Source organism: Catellatospora bangladeshensis (assembly GCF_016862575.1).
Taxonomy (GTDB): domain Bacteria; phylum Actinomycetota; class Actinomycetes; order Mycobacteriales; family Micromonosporaceae; genus Catellatospora; species Catellatospora bangladeshensis.
In genome coordinates this window covers 1-697 of record NZ_BONF01000108.1, presented here as the reverse complement: position 1 = coordinate 697, position 697 = coordinate 1, and the positions used below count along the sequence as shown (strand labels likewise).

At 68.7% G+C, this 697-nt stretch carries 1 protein-coding gene; it reads right to left on the bottom strand.

From position 1 onward, the window contains the following. A partial coding sequence (locus tag Cba03nite_RS39450) for an ABC transporter substrate-binding protein (RefSeq protein ID WP_203757719.1) occupies window positions 1–697 on the bottom strand: 697 nt, incomplete at both ends.

Genomic DNA, 697 nt, shown 5'->3' with positions numbered 1-697 from the left:
CCGCGTCCTTCACCGTCGGCAGCACCGCACCGGTGGCCGCCGACTTGCGCTGATTCACCACATCCAGCAGCGTCTTCAGGAAGTCGAGCGTCGACGCGGGCGCGTTCTTGCCCACCACGAACCCGTTGCCGCCGCCGAACGCCTCGGCCACCGAGCCCTTGCCTCCGTCCACGGCCGGGAACGCGAAGTAGCCGAGCTTGTCGCCCAGGCCCTTCTTGCTCGTCGAGGTCGACGCCTGGACCGACGGCGCCCACTGGCCCATCAGCTCCATCGCCGCGCCGCCGTTGCCCATGGTGGCCGCCTGGCCGTCGGGCGAGCTGTAGTCCGCGCCGAGGAAGCCCTTCTGGAACGGCTGGAGGTCCACCAGCTCCTTCAGTCGCTGACCAGCGGCGATGAAGTCCGGGGTGTCGAAGTTGCCGTCCTCGGCCGCCTTCTGGAGCGCTCCCAGACCGCCCACGCGCATAGCGAGGTAGGCCCAGTAGAAGTGCCCCGGCCACTTCTCCTTGCCGGCCAGCGCGATCGGCACGATGCCCGCGGCCTTGATCTTGCTGACCGTGGTCAGCAGCTCGGCCCACGTGGTCGGCGGCGCGGTGATCCCGGCCTTGGCGAACAGGTCCTTGTTGTACCAGAACCCGACCATGCCCACGTCGAACGGAACACCGTAGATCTTCCCGTCCACCGTGAACGGCTGGACGGC